12 protein-coding genes are annotated in these 15833 nt (G+C 67.9%); 5 read left to right on the forward strand and 7 right to left on the reverse strand.

Going from position 1 to position 15833, the window contains the following annotated elements:
* Window positions 1–11: 11 nt before the first annotated feature.
* Both CA951_RS20935 and CA951_RS20940 read right to left on the reverse strand, forming a co-directional pair.
* Window positions 12–1607, reverse strand: coding sequence for an alpha/beta hydrolase (locus tag CA951_RS20935; RefSeq protein WP_256974010.1), 1596 nt, complete (start codon window positions 1605–1607; stop codon window positions 12–14).
* Window positions 1608–1700: 93 nt separating this feature from the next.
* A complete protein-coding gene (locus tag CA951_RS20940; protein ID WP_087558641.1) occupies window positions 1701–3308 on the reverse strand; it encodes a DASS family sodium-coupled anion symporter in 1608 nt (535 codons plus the stop codon).
* Window positions 3309–3454: 146 nt separating this feature from the next.
* On the opposite strand from CA951_RS20940, the gene CA951_RS20945 reads away from it, so the two are divergent.
* The 3 genes from CA951_RS20945 (at window position 3455) to CA951_RS20955 (ending at window position 7291) form a co-directional block, all read left to right on the forward strand.
* Window positions 3455–4492, forward strand: coding sequence for an NAD-dependent epimerase/dehydratase family protein (locus tag CA951_RS20945; protein WP_087558753.1), 1038 nt, complete (start codon window positions 3455–3457; stop codon window positions 4490–4492).
* A 187-nt stretch (window positions 4493–4679) separates the two neighbouring features.
* Window positions 4680–6227 (forward strand): amino acid permease, encoded by a 1548-nt coding sequence (locus tag CA951_RS20950; protein ID WP_087558642.1) that lies wholly within the window; start codon window positions 4680–4682, stop codon window positions 6225–6227.
* Window positions 6228–6265: 38 nt separating this feature from the next.
* Window positions 6266–7291 (forward strand): glutamate ABC transporter substrate-binding protein, encoded by a 1026-nt coding sequence (locus tag CA951_RS20955; protein WP_087558643.1) that lies wholly within the window; start codon window positions 6266–6268, stop codon window positions 7289–7291.
* 48 nt (window positions 7292–7339) lie between these two features.
* Here the strand turns inward: CA951_RS20955 and CA951_RS20960 are convergent, their stop codons facing one another.
* The 4 genes from CA951_RS20960 to CA951_RS20975 are packed head-to-tail and all read right to left on the reverse strand — an operon-like array spanning window position 7340 to window position 11601.
* Complete coding sequence (locus CA951_RS20960; protein WP_087558644.1) at window positions 7340–8023, reverse strand: phosphonatase-like hydrolase; 684 nt, start codon at window positions 8021–8023, stop codon at window positions 7340–7342.
* Between the two features lie 42 nt (window positions 8024–8065).
* Window positions 8066–9778, reverse strand: a complete 1713-nt coding sequence (locus CA951_RS20965) for a cobalt chelatase (RefSeq protein ID WP_087558645.1) — start codon at window positions 9776–9778, stop codon at window positions 8066–8068.
* Window positions 9779–9788: 10 nt separating this feature from the next.
* Window positions 9789–10757: an AAA family ATPase gene (locus CA951_RS20970; RefSeq protein WP_087558646.1), complete on the reverse strand. Its 969-nt coding sequence runs from the start codon at window positions 10755–10757 to the stop codon at window positions 9789–9791.
* A gap of 10 nt (window positions 10758–10767) precedes the next feature.
* On the reverse strand, window positions 10768–11601 hold the full coding sequence (locus CA951_RS20975) for an IclR family transcriptional regulator (protein WP_087558647.1): 834 nt from the start codon (window positions 11599–11601) through the stop codon (window positions 10768–10770).
* Between the two features lie 198 nt (window positions 11602–11799).
* On the opposite strand from CA951_RS20975, the gene xsc reads away from it, so the two are divergent.
* Window positions 11800–13608 carry a sulfoacetaldehyde acetyltransferase gene (gene xsc / locus CA951_RS20980; RefSeq protein WP_087558648.1) on the forward strand — a complete coding sequence of 603 codons (1809 nt, stop codon included), beginning with the start codon at window positions 11800–11802 and terminating at the stop codon, window positions 13606–13608.
* A 185-nt stretch (window positions 13609–13793) separates the two neighbouring features.
* Window positions 13794–14549 (forward strand): sulfite exporter TauE/SafE family protein, encoded by a 756-nt coding sequence (locus tag CA951_RS20985; RefSeq protein WP_087558649.1) that lies wholly within the window; start codon window positions 13794–13796, stop codon window positions 14547–14549.
* Between the two features lie 4 nt (window positions 14550–14553).
* Here CA951_RS20985 and CA951_RS20990 read toward each other — a convergent pair whose 3' ends face one another.
* A complete protein-coding gene (locus CA951_RS20990) occupies window positions 14554–15735 on the reverse strand; it encodes a CdaR family transcriptional regulator (RefSeq protein WP_087558650.1) in 1182 nt (393 codons plus the stop codon).
* Window positions 15736–15833: the final 98 nt, after the last annotated feature.

Consider the following 15833-nt stretch of genomic DNA (forward strand, 5'->3'; position numbering starts at 1 on the left):
CCGGGCCGGATTCACAGCGGTGCGGTGATCGGCGCCTCGGGTGCCTCCGTGACGCTCGTGTGCCCGGTCTCGAGGTATTCGGTGACGGCCCGGTCGACGACGGCGTTGCCGCCCTGGATTCCGGCGCCGTGATCTCCGCCCCCGACGGTGACGAGGTTCGCCCCCATGTCGTGGGCGAGCCGAACTCCGCCCTGATACGGGGTCTGCGGGTCGCGCAGGCCCTGCAGGACGAGCGGCGCCGTCACCAGCCCCCGGTTGCTCAACGCGGGTGGTGCGACGACGGGCGGCGCACCGGCGCAGAACGTTCCGGAGCTGTAGCCGTACCTGATGAGGTCGAAGAGGTCGCCGGTCACGAACGTGGAGAACAGCCACCCGGGGATGCGGTCCGGCCGGGCCGCGACGGCGTTCTCGTTGCACAGCACGAGCGTCTGCATCGTCTGGGACTGGAGCAGTCGCGCGTACTCCTGCTCCGTCAGGTCGTTCAGCCCGGCACCCTCGGGGATCGCGCCGGGTCCGTCGCGGACCACCCGGGCCAGGAGGGGCCAGTTGTTCCGGGCGGGAAGCAGTTGCCGTGTCATCACGTAGATGCTGGACGACGTCTGGGTGTGCGACGGATTTGCGATGCCACGGATGAAGGCCTCGAACTGCACGCGGGCCGGTCCGGTCAGATCGACCCCGCCGCGGTAGGCGTCGGCGAGCGATTCCAGGCCGGGCGGTACGTCACCGACCTGTGCGGGCGGCGGCGCGAGCGTCGGGTTGCCGCCCGCCTCCTCGACGATCCGGTCCGACCACCGCTGGTAGACCTTCAGCGGGGTGTCGCCGAGCCCGTACGTGTCGTTGTGGGCGGCGACCCAGTCCATGAGGTCGTAGAAGCGTTCCTTGTAGCCGTCGTTCTGCTGCCACAGCACGTCGTTCCACAGCCATTTCTGGTCGACCGCGGAGTCGAGGACCATCCGGCCGGTGTGCTGCGGGAACAGCGTCGCGTAGGTGGATCCGAGGATGGTGCCGTAGGACAGGCCGTAGATGTCGATGACGTCTTCGCCGAGTGCCGCCCGGACCTGCTCCCAGTCCCGCGCGGTGTTCTCGGTCGTCAGGTGTGCCGTGGTGCCCGGCGCGGCGGACTCGCACGCGGCACGCGTTGCGGCGCCGCCGAAGCCGAGGCCCATCTCCGTCGTCTGCTCGGGGGACAGGGCGCAGTCGACGGCGCCTGCGTACGGGAGCCCGCGCGGTTGCACACCGATCACGTCCCACTGCGCGCGGACCGCGTCGGGCAGCACGTCGACGAACATGCTGTTCGAGCCGATCGCGTCGCCGCCCGGCCCACCGGGATTGGTGAACAGCACACCCCGCCGCGCGCCGGGATCCTCGGCGCGGTGGCGGGTGACGAGGACGTCGATCGTGCCGGCGGCCGGATCCGCATAGTTGCGGGGCACGGTGACCGACCCGCACTGCTCGGACGCCGGATCGAGTTCGTATTCGGCCGGGCACGGCCCCCAGTCGAGTTCGTCGCCCGGCGCCGGTTGCGCGGCGGCGAGCGGTGTGGCCCCCGCCGCGAAGACGACGCCGATACCGACGGCCAGGGCCGCTCGTCCGAAGATCCCCCGCATACTCCCGCTGCCCCCTCGTACTCTCGCGATCGTTCCGCGGCCAGTCTCTCAGATCGCGTCCACCGCAGCGGCATTTGCGACCACGTCCGTGCGTCAGCCGGCGCCGAGACCGACCACGGCGACCATGAGGGGCAGCAGGACGATGATCAGGATTCCGCCGATGATGTCGAACGTGATACCGCTTCGGATCATCGTGGTGATCCGTACCGCGCCGGAGCCGTAGACCACGGCGTTCTGCGGCGTCGACACCGGCAGCATGAAGCCGAACGACGCGGCGAACGTGGCCGCGAGAGCCGGGACGAACGGGTTGACCCCGGCCGCGATCGCCACCGGAATCACGATCGGCACCACGACCGCCGCGGACGCCGTGTTGCTCGTCGTCTCCGACACGGCGATGGCCAGGAGCACCGCGAAGATCGTGATGGCGACGACGCTCGTCAGGCCCAGCGAGTCGGCGACGGAGGTGCCGATCGTCTCGGCGAGACCGGTGTCGGCGAGCAGCGACCCGAAGATGATGCCGGTGCCGAACAGGACGATCGTGCCCCAGTCGATCTGCGCCGCTTCCCGCCAGCGCAGTGTGAACTCGCGTTGTTTCCAGTCGGTCGGCAGCAGGAAGAGCAGCGCAGCCCCGAACACCGCCACCATGCCTTCGTCGAGTCGGTCGCTGATCGTCGCGTAGAGGTCGGAGTCGTTGCCTGCGAACACGGCGACGACGCCGGGCAGAATCCACAGCGTCACCGTGACCCCGAACGCGATGAGCGTGTTCTTCTCGGCCCGCGACAGAGGGCCCATTTCCGCGCGCTGCTCCGCCAGGTAGTCGGAGACGCCTTCGATGCGCCGGATCTCCGGTTTGTTGAGGCGCAGCAGGATGAAGGCGAGCGCAATGAACATCACCAGGCAGATCGGGACGGCCATGACCATCCACTGCCCGAACGTGATCCGCTCCCCGGTGGCCTCCTCGATGAGCCCGCGCCCGATCAGGTTCGGCGGGCTCCCGACCGGCGTCAGCAGGCCGCCCACGCTCGCGCCGTACGCGAGCATCAGCATGATCGCGGCGCCGACGCGGAGCCGTAACGGGTCGAAGTCCGGTGCGACCACGCCGCGGTGCTGCATCAGCTTGGCGATGACGCCGAGGATGCCGAGCGCCGTGGGCAGCAGCATGGCCACCGTGGCGGTATTGGACACGAACGCCGAGAGCCCGCACGTGATGACGCCGAACGCGACGATGACCCCGGTGGTGGACTGGCCGACCTTCGGCAGCGTCAGGATCCGGAACGCGAACCGCCGCGCCACGCCGTGCTCGAGCATCGCCTGAGCGAGGATGAACGCGCCGATGAACGTGAAGATCGTCGACGACCCGAACGCCGAGAGGACCTCGTCGGCAGGCGCCACCCCCAGAAACACCACGACGGCCACACCGAGCAGGCCGCCGATCGGGATCGGCACCGCCTCGGACACCCACAGCACGATGACGCCGAGCAGGACGCCTGCCAGTGTCTGCTGGTTCGGCGGAATGTCGAGGGGCAGCGCGAGGAATCCGATGGTGAGCAGTGGCGCGAGAAAGAGCCCGATCGTGCGGCGGCCCTTCTCGAATCGCTCCTCCGCGGGCGAGAGTTGCTGTTCGCCGAGGCTGCGGTACGTCGAGTGTCCGAGCAACGCCTTGTCGACGTCGGTTCGGTCGCCCTGGTTGTCGGTGGTCATAGCGCCTCCCGCGGCGACGAGGATCGGTACGGAAGTAGTACCCGCCGGGAAGGGCGTTATGCGCTGCGCGTGTCAGCGTGACGACGTGCTCACGCCACGGTTGTGGCGCGCATCGGACCGGGTCGGTTTACGGAAGGATGGACGTCATGACCGAGTTGGTACTGGTCACCGGCGGCAGCGGCTACGTCGCGGGCTGGTGCATCGTCGAGTTGCTGAAGCGGGGATACGACGTCCGGACGACCGTCCGCAGCGCTAGCAGGGCGAATGACGTGCGGGCGGCGGTGTCCGGCGTGGTCGACGTCGATCCGGGTCGCCTGACGTTCGCCGTCGCGGATCTGACCGCAGACGCCGGCTGGGACGAGGCTGTCGACGGGGTCGACTACGTGCTGCACGTGGCCTCCCCGCTCGGAATCTCGGGCCCCGGCGGCGAAGACATGCTGATCGCCTCGGCGCGCGGCGGTGCACTCCGGGTCCTACGCGCCGCCACCGCGGCGAACGTACGGCGAGTGGTGATGACATCCGCCGCAAACGCGGCGAGCCCCTCCTCGTATGCGACCGAAGGTGTCACGGACGAAGAGTTGTGGACCGACCCCGACGATCCCACGCTGATTCCGTACCGCCGATCGAAGACACTCGCCGAGCGATCGGCCTGGGACTTCATGCGCGAGCAGGGCGGCGTCACCGAGTTGACGACGGTGTTGCCGGGCGCCGTGTTCGGCCCGGTGCTGACCACCGCCAACCTCGGATCCGTCGGGATCGTCCAGCGAATGATCTCCGGCCGCATGCGCGGAGTTCCACGCATCGGATTGGAGATCGTCGACGTCCGGGATCTGGCCGACATCCACATCCGTGCGATGACCTCGCCGGCGGCGGCAGGCGAACGGTTTCTGGCGACCGGAGACTACCGGTGGATGCGGGAAATGGCCGAAGTCCTGCATTCCGGCCTCGGTGATCAAGGCCGGGAAGTGCGCACGCGCCAACTCCCCGACTTCATCGTTCGCCTCGCCGCCCGCTATCTCGATCCCTCGCTCCGGGAGATCACACCGGCGCTGGGGCGGCGGAATCGGCACAGCATCGAGAAGGCGAAGCGGGTCCTCGGCTGGGAGCCCCGCTCGCCCGAACAGGCGGTACTGGACTGCGCACGGGACCTTCTGGAAAAGGGCGTGGCAGGGCAGGTTCCATAAATCCTCTGGTCCCTCTCCTCCCCGCAAATCTGGCTCTGGGCTGGTGCTGTTTGCGAGTCGTAAGGTGAGGTGACTCACCAAATAAGTGACGTGGGTCACACATGCTCGGTGCCCGCCCTGCACCACCGTCCGACGACGGACGGCCGCAGACAGCCGGCGCGCTCGGTCAACGCCCTCTGGAGGAAATGTGGACAGTACCGTTCCCGAACACACCGACAGTTCCGGTCTCGGAAAAGGCCTGAAACGCCGGCACATGAACCTGATCGCGCTCGGTGGCGTGATCGGTGCCGGCCTGTTCGTGGGCAGCGGCGTCGTCATCGGCGGCGCGGGACCTGCCGCGATCATCTCCTTCCTCCTCGCGGGCATCATCACGCTGCTGATCATGCGGATGCTGGCGGAGATGGCGGTCGCCAGGCCGGTGGTCGGATCGTTCTACGTCTACGCCCGCCAGGCGCTGGGGCGCCGGGCCGGGTTCGCGACGGGGTGGATGTACTGGTATTTCTTCGTCATCGTCGTTGCGGTCGAGGCCATCGCCGGCGGCCGGATCCTGCAACTGTGGATCCCGATGGTGCCGCTGTGGATGCTGAGCCTGGGGCTGATGCTGCTGCTGACGGCCACCAACATGGTGTCCGCCCGCTCCTACGGCGAGTTCGAATACTGGTTCTCCTCGATCAAGGTGGTCGCGATCGTCCTGTTCCTCGGGATGGGCGCCCTCTGGATCACCGGGCTGTGGCCCGATTCGACGCCGGGGCTCGGCAACCTCGTCAGTCACGGCGGATTCACCCCGCTGGGCTGGGGTGCGGTGCTCGCCGCGGTCGTCCCCTGCGTCGCCTTCTACACCGGGGCCGAGATCGTGACGATCGCCGCCGCCGAGTCGGAAGAACCGAAACGTGCTGTCGCCCGGGCCATGCGGTCGATCGTGGTGCGGATCGTGACGTTCTACGTCGGGTCGATTCTGGTGGTCGTCACCATCCAGCCGTGGGACACCGAGAGCGTCGGCGTGAGCCCGTACGCGTCGGTGCTCGAGGTGCTCGGAATTCCCGGCGTCGCCACGATCATGAACTTCATCGTCCTCACCGCGGTACTCTCCTGCCTGAACTCAGCGCTGTACACCACGTCACGAATGCTGTTCGCGCTCACCCGGAACGGCGACGCGCCCAAGTTCTTCACCAAGCTCTCCCGCAACGGTGTGCCCCGTCGCGCGATTCTGCTCGGCACGACCATCGGTTACATCTCCGTCGCCTGCACGTACGTGTGGGGCGACGTCGTGTTCAATTTCCTCGTCAACTCCTACGGCGCCGTCGCGCTGTTCGTGTACCTGCTGATCGCCGTCTCCCAGGTGGTGCTCCGCCGGCGCCTCGAGTGCGAAGATCCTGCGGCATTGCAACTCCGGATGTGGTTGTTCCCCTGGCTGAGCTACGCCACCATCGCGCTGATGGCCACGGTCATCCTCGCGATGGCCTTCCTCCCGAGCACCCGCTCGCAGTTCCTCATGAGCGGTCTGACGTTGATCGCCATCCTGATCAGCTACGAGGTGCGCAGGTGGCTCGGCAAGGCGGGCGTCGACGACGAATCACTGTCCGCCGCTCCCCCGGTCGGTTCGGCGGACGAGTCCGTCTCGCAGGCCGAGAAGCGCATCGAGTCCGTGGAGACACTCGGCGGCTCGGACATCGAACTGGCCGCGGCAGCGCAACAGGAGCCGAATTCCCACCGCCACCACCGGAGGCAGTCGTGAACCATGATGCGGTGACCTGATCGAACGCGCAGCAGCCGATGACGAGATCGTGGAGACGAACCCCGGCCGGCCCGCACCTGCGGTGCCGGGCGGTGCTCGTCGCGGCAGTGTCCCTGTGCGTGGTGGGTGGGGCGTGCGCGGCCCCCTCGGCGCTCCCCCCGCCCCTCGCCGGTGACTACTCGCAATACTCGCTCCCGGACGGTGCCGAGATCCTGCCGCCCACGGCTGTCGTTCCGCCGCCCCCACCGGATCCCTCTTCCTGCGGCGCACTGTCGAGTCTGAAGCCCGACCCCGGTCTGCGGCCGGACACGGCGCCGCCGGGGTCGGCGCTGGCCGCGATCGTCGCGCGGGGACGGCTGATCGTCGGAACCGACCAGAACACGAACCTGTTCAGTTTCCGGAACCCGTCGACCGGCACGCTGTCGGGATTCGACGTGGACCTGGCGCGGGAGATCGCCCGCGACCTCTTCGGCGACCCGGACAAAGTGGAATTCCGTCTGCTCACGTCGGCCGGCCGCTTCGACGCACTGGAGCGAAACGACGTGGACCTGGTGGTTCACGCCACCTCCATCACGTGCGAGCGCGCCGCCCGGGTCGGATTCTCGTCCGTGTACTTCGAGGCGTTCCAGCGTCTGCTCGTGCCGGAGGGATCCGGCATCACTTCTCCCGCGGACCTGGCCGGCAAGCGGGTGTGCACCTTCATCGACACCACGTCGCTCGCCACGATCCAGCGGGTGGCACCCGGAGCCACGATTGTCGCCGTCCCCGACTGGGACGATTGCCTGACCACGCTGCAACTGGGCCAGGCCGACGCCGCGACCACCGATAACTCCATCCTCGCCGGGCTCGCCGCGCAGGATCCGAACCTCGAAATCGTCGGCCCGAATCTGGAACTGGAGCCGTACGGCGTCGTCGCGAACAAGAACAACGACGCTCTGGTCCGCTTCGTCAACCGAACCCTGGAACGGATGCGCGACGACGGAACGTGGAATCGCCTGTACGACCAGTGGCTGAGTTTGCTGGGGCCGACGGCGGGTCCACCGACGCCGAGTTACCGGGACTGACGGGTCGCGGGCCGGTCCTGCAGAACAGGACCGGCCCGCGCTCGTCGATCAGCCCAGCAGTTCGGGGATCTTCGCGGCGCTCTCCAGAATGTGCGTGTGGGGCTCGGGGCGCAGCGTCGCGGCGTCGTGGGCGCCGGTCAGCACACCGACCACGTACCGCGCCCCGGCGTTCGTGCCTGCCCGCAGATCGTTGGGGGTGTCGCCGCCGACCAGGACCTCGTCCACACTCTGCACGCCGGCCAGTTCCATCGCACGGAAGATGAGATACGGCGAGGGCCTGCTCATCCGTACCTGGTCGCTGGTGATCACGCCGTCGATGTCCCGTCCGATCTCCCAGCCGACCTGCTCGAGCAGAGGCTGCGCGATTTCGCGTGAGTATCCGGTCTGGAGAACGATCTTGATGCCGCGCTGCCGCAGGGCGCCGAAGGCGTCGTGGACTCCCGGCAGTGCGGTGGGCGGTCTCTTCCGGTACACCGCGAGAAGCATTGCCGTGAACTCGGATTCGACGGAGTCGAGAACGGCCGTGTCGGCCGGGACTCCGCTCTCACGCAGCAGTCCCTCGATGGCCTGCCGCTTGCCCGTGCCCTTCCAGCGGTCGAAACGGTCGTCCGGAATCGGTCCGCCGAGGTAGTTCTCGACTGTGTCGCGCAACGCCACGTACACGGCGCCGCCCTCGTCGACGCTCGTGCCGGCAATGTCCAGGGTGACCAGCGATACCCGGGGTTCGGTCATGGGGTGACTCCTTCGCAGTCGAGCCACTCACAGGCGCGCCTGTCAGTGGGCGATCATCGACAGCACGTCGGCGATGACGTCGCTGTTGGTTCCGTGCGTCAGATCGAGCGTCCGGCAACGGTCGTAGTACGGGCTCAGATCCAGCCCGACGCCCAGGCCGTACACCTCGACCGCGCGTTCGTCCTCGTGCCGTTCGACCACGACCTGGAGGTGGTGGTCCAGATAGAACTCGTCGTTGGCCAGCGCGGTGGCGCCGTCCAGTGGGCTGCCGTCCGAGATCACGAACAGCAGCCTCCTGCCCGGGCCGCGGTCGCGCATCCGTGAGCACGCCCAGTCGACGGCCTCACCGTCGACGCCCTCCTTGAACAGGTCGTCCTTCAGCAGTCCCGCGATGGCGGGACGCGCGCGGCGCCAGGTGGTCTCGGCGTCCTTGAACACCAGCTGCCGGACCTCGTTGAGACGTCCCGGATCGTCCGGACGACCGGACCGGAGCCAGTCTTTCCGGGCCCGGCCGCCGTTCCACGCGGTGGTGGTGAAGCCGAGGACCTCGCACCGGGCGTCGGCCAGTTCCAGCGCCCGCGCGAACACGTCGACCAGGACGGCGACCGGTTCGCTGAACTTCTTCATCGAACCGGAGCAATCGATGAGGAACGTCACCGTGGTGTCGTTCCGCGGTTCGGTGCGTTCGGCGCGGAAGAGTCTGCGTTCGGTGGGCGAGGTGACGAGCTGCGCGAGCCGGCGACCGTCGATGTAGCCCTCGTCCCGGCCGCCCTCCCAGCCGTCGCGGGCGGGCTCGGACAGCAGGGTCTTCAGCTGCCGTCCGAGCTTTCGGACGTTGAGACGATTGTTCTCGATGCCGCGGTCGAGGCGCAGTCGGAAGTCGCGGAGCAGTTCGGGCCGGACGAGGGACGTGATCTGCCGGGTCTCGTCGTAGGCGCGGGTGTACACGCGGTACCCGTCGCCGCGGTCACCCAGCACGCGGCTGTGCCCCGAGACGGCCGTCGCGAACGAGTCGCTCTCGTCCGGCTCGAAGTCGAAGAGCAGGGAGAAGGTCGCGGCCCGGTCGTCGCGCGTTGCGCCGCCCGGCTCGTCCCCGTCCGCGGCCTGCTCCAGTCGACGGCCGATCACGTCGGCGATCGCCAGTGCATGCACCGCGAAATCCGATTGCGAGCGCCGGGTTCGGCGCAGCAGCGGAAGCTGGTCACCGAGAACGGAGGCCAGGCCGAACCGGGTCGATTCGATCAGGTCCTGCGTGGTCTCCGGTATCGGCTCGGCGGTGATCCGCGCCCGGCACATCTGTATCACCGTGAACAGCAGCATGCCGTGCACGGTCTCCGTCAGCCCGGACGCCACGAACTCCTGCGACCACCGCGAGAATCGGTGGGCCAGATTCGCGCGCACCCCGTCCCACTCGCCGGCGGCCAGCGATTCGACGCGGAACTGTTCGAGGGTCTCGAAGATCAGCCGACCCGGCGTGTCCTCCGGGCACAGGCTGCGGTGCAGGGCGGGATCGGTGTGCAGCAGTCGCAGCGCCATGCCGTCGCCCGCGCCGCGGAAGGAGGCGACGTCGGCGCGGCCGAACGACGGATGCAGGTGCGGGGCGGGCATCGGCACCCGCCGATGTCCGCGATGGAGTTCCGTTCCGCGAAAATGCAACTCACCCTCACCGGCGAGGGCACGGATGCTGGTGGCGCAGAGTTCACGAACCTCCTGCCGACGACGGACCGACTCGGGGCACACGGGCAGTTCTGCCATGACCGCCCGCTCAGGCCGTGCTCGCCGCGAGCATCGCCGACCACTCGGGTTCCTCGTCGAAGCATCGCTGGAAGTACTCGGCGACGACCGGCCGCTCGGCCTCGTCGCACTTGTTGACGAACGACAACCGGAACGCCAGTGCCGGGTCGTGGAAGATCTCGATGTTCTCGGCCCAGGTGATCACCGTGCGCGGCGACATCAGCGTCGACAGGTCACCGAGCCGGAAACCGTTGCGGGTCAAGTTCGCCACGGCCACCATCGACGCGATCAGCGACCGTCCCACGGACGGCACCCGCGCGGACACGATCTCGATCTCCTGTTCCGCGGGGAGATGATCGAGCGTCGCGACGATGTTCCAGCGGTCGATCTGCGCGTGATTGAGCCGCTGCGCACCGTGATACATCCCGTTCAGGTTGCCCAGGCCGACCGTGTTGGCGGTGGCGAACAACCGGAACGCCGGATGCGGAGTCAGCACCCGGTTCTGGTCGAGCAGGGTGAGTTTGCCGTCGCGCTCGAGGAGGCGCTGGATGACGAACATGACGTCGGGGCGGCCGGCGTCGTACTCGTCGAGGATGAGGGCGACGGGGCGCTGCAGCGCCCACGGCAGGATGCCTTCCTGGAATTCGGTGACCTGCTTGCCGTCTCGCAGCACGACCGCGTCCCTGCCGATCAGGTCCAGCCGGCTGAGGTGGCCGTCGAGGTTGACTCGCACACACGGCCAGTTGAGCCGCGCCGCGACCTGCTCGATGTGCGTGGACTTACCGGTGCCGTGCAGTCCCTGCACCATCACCCGGCGGTTGCGGTCGAACCCGGCGAGCAGGGCGGTGGTCACCGCGTGATCGAACCGGTACGCGGGGTCGACGTCGGGGACGTGGTCGACCGGTTCGCGGAAGGCACGCACCGTCAGGTCGGTGTCGAGTCCGAACAGCTCACGCGCCGAGAGCACGTGGCTGGGTGCCGCAGTGGTCATTTCGGGCATGCGCCCTCCTTCAGTTCATTTCTGCCGTTCCGTCGTCCAGGACCTCGTTCTCGATCTCACCGATGGCGTCGGCCGCCCGCCGCAACGCGGGAAGCAGCTTGAGCGCCTTGTCGGGGGTGAGTCGCATGACCGGGGCCTGGACTGCGATGCAGAGATTGGAATTACCTGTGGCACAGGGAATGAGCACCGCCGCGCACACGAGACCGGGCAGGAACTCCTCGTCGTCGATGGCGAAACCGTCGCGGCGGACCTGTTTGAGTTCGGTCTCGATGAGTTCGATGTCGGTGACCGTCTTGTTGGTGTACCGCTCGAGCGGCATGCGCCCGAGGAGTCGCCGGCGCTGGGCGGGGCTGAGCTGCGACAGGATCATCTTGCCGCTCGCCGAGCAGTGCGCGGGCACCCGCGACCCCGCATGGAGTGTAAACCGAAGGGGCTCGGAGGTTTCCACACGGTCGAGGTACACCACCTCACTACCCGACAGGGTGGTCACGTTGCAGCTCTCGCCGAGTTCCGCGACGAGGTTGCGGAGGATGGCGTGCCGCGCGCCGTGGTGGGTGTCGTTGAGCAGCAGGTTCTCGGCGAAGCGCCGCAGGCGCACACCGGTGCCGTAGTGCCTGCCGTTGTTCTGCCGGGTGAGGAGTCCGGCGCCCTCGAGTTGCTGCAGCATGCGGTGCAGGGTCGGCTTGGCCATGCCCGTCTCCTCGACGAGTCCCTGCAACGTGAAGAGCTGGTCCTTGGACGCGATCATCTCGAGCAGCGCGAACAGACGGAGCGTCGGTGTGTCTCCGGGTAGCTCCGTCGTCGGGTGTCCGTTCGACTCGTCGATCCGGTGAATCTCACCCACGGTTCCTCCTAGGCAGAACGGCGACGCATTCGCATCGTGTATCGAAAAATCATACATCCGGTTCCGTTTTTAGGAACATTCATTGACGAAGCGTGTGACGTGGCCTACTGTCACTGCAGATCACAAAATCACGAACGAAACGTTCCGATTTTTGACATTCTCGGCCGGTTCCGGCGCGCCCCTGAAGGAGGATCACACATGACCAAGAAGAAGAACGGTGCCGATCGCACCGCTGTTTCCGGCGTACAGAAGATGACACCGTCGGAGGCGTTCGTCGAAACGATGGTCGCGAACGGCGTGACCGACATGTTCGGCATTATGGGATCGGCCTTCATGGACGCGATGGACATCTTCGCTCCCGCAGGCATCCGGCTCGTCCCCGTCGTGCACGAGCAGGGCGCCGGACACATGGCCGACGGATACGCCCGGGTCAGCGGACGTCACGGCATGGTCATCGGGCAGAACGGCCCGGGCATCAGCAACTGCGTCACGGCGATCGCCGCCGCATTCTGGGCGCACAGCCCCGTCGTCATCGTCACCCCCGAGGCCGGCACCATGGGAACGGGCCTGGGCGGCTTCCAGGAAGCCAACCAGTTGCCGATGTTCCAGGAGTTCACGAAGTACCAGGGCCACGTCAACAATCCCAAGCGCATGGCCGAGTTCACCGGCCGCTGCTTCGACCGCGCGATGTCCGAGATGGGTCCGACGCAGCTCAACATTCCCCGCGACTTCTTCTACGGCGAAATCGAGACGGAGATCCCGCAGCCCACCCGCCTCGATCGTGGCCCCGGCGGGGAGAAGAGCCTGAACGAGGCGGCGGAACTGCTGGCGCAGGCCAAGTTCCCGGTCATCGTCTCCGGCGGCGGCGTCGTGATGGCCGACGGCGTCGACGAGTGCAAGGCACTCGCCGAGCGACTCGGCGCCCCCGTCGTCAACAGCTACCTGCACAACGACTCGTTCCCTGCCAGCCACCCGCTGTGGACCGGACCGCTCGGCTACCAGGGCTCGAAGGCCGCGATGAAGCTGATCAGCCAGGCCGACGTGGTGCTCGCCCTCGGTACCCGTCTCGGCCCCTTCGGCACCCTCCCGCAGCACGGCATGGACTACTGGCCGAAGAACGCCAAGATCATCCAGATCGACGCCGACCACAAGATGCTCGGCCTGGTCAAGAAGGTCTCCGTCGGCATCTGCGGCGACGCGAAGGCCGCGGCCGTCGCGCTCACCGAGCGGCTCGAGGGCAAGGCCCTCGCGTGTGATGCCAACCGCGAGGAGCGCGCCGGGAAGATCGACGCCGAGAAGGCGGCGTGGGAGAAGGAACTCGACGAGTGGACGCACGAGCGCGACCCGTTCAGCCTCGACATGATCGCCGAACAGGAAGGCGAGGAAGGCAACTGGCTGCACCCGCGTCAGGTGCTGCGTGAGCTGGAGAAGGCGATGCCGGAGGACGTGATGGTCTCCACCGACATCGGCAACATCAACTCCGTCGCCAACAGCTACCTCCGCTTCGAGAAGCCGCGCAGCTTCCTCGCCCCGATGAGCTTCGGCAACTGCGGTTACGCACTGCCGACCGTCATCGGCGCGAAGGCCGCGGCACCGGAACGGCCCGCCATCGCCTACGCCGGTGACGGCGCCTGGGGCATGAGCCTCGGCGAGGTCATGACGGCCGTCCGGCACGACATCCCCGTCACGGCCGTGGTGTTCCACAACCGGCAATGGGGCGCGGAGAAGAAGAACCAGGTCGACTTCTACAACCGCCGCTTCGTCGCCGGTGAACTCGAGAGCGAATCCTTTGCCGGAATCGCGCAGGCGATGGGTGCCGAGGGCATCGTCGTCGACAAACTCGAAGAGGTCGGTCCCGCGTTGCAGCGCGCGGTCGCCGCGCAGATGAACGAGGGCAAGACCACGGTCATCGAGATCATGTGCACCCGCGAACTCGGCGACCCCTTCCGCCGCGACGCCCTCGCCAAGCCCGTGCGCCTGCTCGACAAGTACAAGGACTACGTGTAGTTCCACTACGGCGACTACGTGTAATCCGTCCCCGCCAGCATGTGGCCTCCGGCGATCACGCCGGAGGCCACGTCCCGTGCGTTCCTGGTACCGACGATTCGACGCCGTCTGGATCTGTCGCTTCGCCGCCGCGACCCCCACACTTCTGACGGAGACGACGACGAACGGAAGCGGAGCAACAGGGTATGGCGGCAACGGTGTGGGATCTGTCGCTGCCCGCGCTCCTCGTCGCCCTCGGCATCGTGGTGGCCGGTGGCGTCGTCCGCGGCTTCGGGGGTTTCGGTGGCGCGATGGTGTGGGTCGCCGGACTCGTCGTCCTGCTCCCGCCCACCTCCGTGATTCCCACCGTGTTCGTCCTCGAGGTCGTCGCCAGCGCCGCGATGCTGCCCCAGGTGTGGCGGCAGGTGCACTGGAAGTCGTTGCGCTGGTTGTTCGCAGGCACCCTGATCGGAATGCCGCTCGGCATGTGGGCGCTCACGCAACTGTCCGGCGACCTGGTGCGCGTACTGCTCGGTGTCGCCATCATCGGATCCGCCGTCGCCATGGCCGCCGTCCCCGACCGGCAGTCGCTGCCGGGCCCAGGCGTCACCGCCGCGACGGGAATGGCGTCCGGACTCCTCAACGGCGGCTTCGCCCTCGGCGGCCCGCCCGCCGTCCTCATGTACTTCTCCGCGTCCACCCACGTGGCCGCCGGACGCGCCTCACTCGTCGTGTTCTTCCTCGTCATCGACGCCTTCGGCGCAGCGGGCTCGGCCGCAGGCGGACTCCTCACACTGCCCGTCCTCGCGCAGATCGCCCTGTTCACACCACTCTGCATGCTCGGCGCCGCCGCAGGGAAATGGATGTTCGACCGCACCACCGCCCACCAGGTCCGCCAGCGGGTGCTGTGGTTGCTCGGCTTCCTCGGCGCCGCCGTCCTCGTGCAGGTGGCGTTGCGGTAGTTCGCTACTCCCCGTTGACTTCGGGGGCCGTGTCGCCCGAATCGCGGTGGAACAGTCCGAGACTCAACACCGACCGCTGCAGGCCGTCGAGGGTCCGGGGGTCCCAGCCGGTCAGTTGTTGCCAGCGGTCGAGCCGGTAGGTGATCGAGTTCGCGTGGAGGTGGATGTCTCGGCCTGCCGCGCTGATGGAGAACCCGTTGCGGGCGAAGGCCGACACCGCCTCGACGAGGTGCGGGTGGTCGGCGGCGACGGTGGCACCCGGTTCCAGCAGCGTGGTGAGTTCGGCGCGATGGTCGGCGAGGGTGGCGGCGACCCATTCGTCGGCGAATCGGACCACGGCGCCGGTGGGTGAGGCCAGTTGCAGGACCCGCCGCGCGTCGGTGATGCTCATCGCCGCTCCGGCCAGGCCGGGGCGGTCCAGTCCGACTCCGACGGTGGTGCCCGGGTGACCGAGCCGGACCTCGCGGACGATGTCGTCGACCGGTGCGTGCTGGCTCAGGGCGACGATGACGGTGCCGTGCCCGCTGCATTGGGTCGTCCCCGGGATCGTGTCCAGGGTGCGTTGCAGCCGCTCGAGCTGCGCTTCCGACCATTCCACCGCGGCGATGCACACCGCTCGGAACCCGTGTTGCGGTGTGAACCCGAGCGCCTCCGCCAGCTCGCGCACGTCACGGTCGTCGCCGTCGGCGGACTTCGCGAGGGCCTCGAAGAACCGGTACCGCACGCCCGCGCGGATGGCCTGTTCGCTGCGGGTCGCGTCGGTGTGCCCGACGGCGACCGCGCTGGTGGCGGTGTGGACGAGGTCCCACATCATGCCGCCGGCACGCAACAGGTCGGTGGTCGGTTCGGCGGCTCTGGCGACCATCGTGTTCCACAGTTCGCGGGACGCGATGTGGTACGTCTCGATGACGTCGGACAGTGGTAATCCCTGCATGGCCCGGCGACGGCCGAGCTGACGTGAACGCTCGAGGACGTCGTCGGCGAGGGGTTCGCTCTCCGCGAGGGCGCGCAGTGTCGCCGCGAGCTGCCGGGCGATGTATTCGTGCTGTTCGTCGATCGGAACGGCAGCGTACGACTGCAACTCGGCGCGGATCTGACGCACCGCACGGTCGGTTACCGACTCGATCTCCTCCGACACCTGCCGGCACAACCGCTGGATCGTGTCTTCACCCGCGGACTCGGGCACATTCCCCTCGCATTCCACACTCCCGTGAAATTCACGAACCGCTTCGGCGTTTTCCGGGATTCACCCATGGCCCGCGGGGAGTGACTCGGACCACACTA

It is taken from the genome of Rhodococcus sp. NCIMB 12038 (assembly GCF_002165735.1).
In the GTDB taxonomy this organism is placed as follows: Bacteria; Actinomycetota; Actinomycetes; order Mycobacteriales; family Mycobacteriaceae; genus Rhodococcus_F.